Origin of the sequence: Shinella sumterensis, from assembly GCF_004514425.2 — a bacterium.
GTDB lineage: Bacteria > Pseudomonadota > Alphaproteobacteria > Rhizobiales > Rhizobiaceae > Shinella > Shinella sumterensis.
Genome location: NZ_MYFN02000052.1, coordinates 1 through 678, shown reverse-complemented (window position 1 = coordinate 678; position 678 = coordinate 1). Strand labels below are relative to the sequence as shown.

Below are 678 nucleotides of genomic sequence, written 5' to 3'. Positions count from 1 at the left end.
GGTTCCCTTTGAGCCTGCGGCTGGTCGAGGAAATGCTGTTGGAGCGCGGCATTGTTGTATCTTATGAAACGATCCGGCGATGGGGCCGCAAATTCGGCCCGGCTTACCAAAGCAGTTACGCAGAAAGAAGCCGTCGCGAAGGCACATCTGGCATCTGGACGAGGTTGTGATTTCCATCGGCGGCCGAAAGCACTGGCTGTGGCGCGCTGTCGATCAAGACGGTTATGTTCTCGACGAGGTCGTCCAGACCCGCCGTGATACCAAAGCTGCCAAGCGATTGCTGGTCAGACTGCTGAGGAAGCAAGGCTTGGTGCCGAAGCGCATTATCACCGACAAGCTGCGCTCATACGCTGCGGCAAAGCGGGAAGTCATGCCAGGTGTCGAGCATCGATCTCATAAGGGGCTCAACAACCGAGCGGAGAATTCTCACGTACCATTGCGAAAACGAGAACGGATGATGCAGAGATTTCGATCAGTCGGCGGCTTACAACGCTTCGTATCGATCTTTTCGGCAGTTCGAAATCTCTTCGTCGCACCGCATCAAAAACGCTCAGCTCTGGCCACCCACATTCATCGGATCCGCGCTATAGCCCAGTGGAAAGCCGTGACCGGCGCGAGTGCCTGATTTCTCAGACACACACCTTGCTTCATCATTGATGAAACAACGTGACATCGCCC

General features: G+C 55.5%; 1 pseudogene. It reads left to right on the top strand.

The window, feature by feature from the left end:
• Window positions 1-625 (top strand): annotated as a pseudogene (locus B5M41_RS26780) (IS6 family transposase); the annotation flags it as partial.
• Between the last annotated feature and the right edge of the window lie 53 nt (window positions 626-678).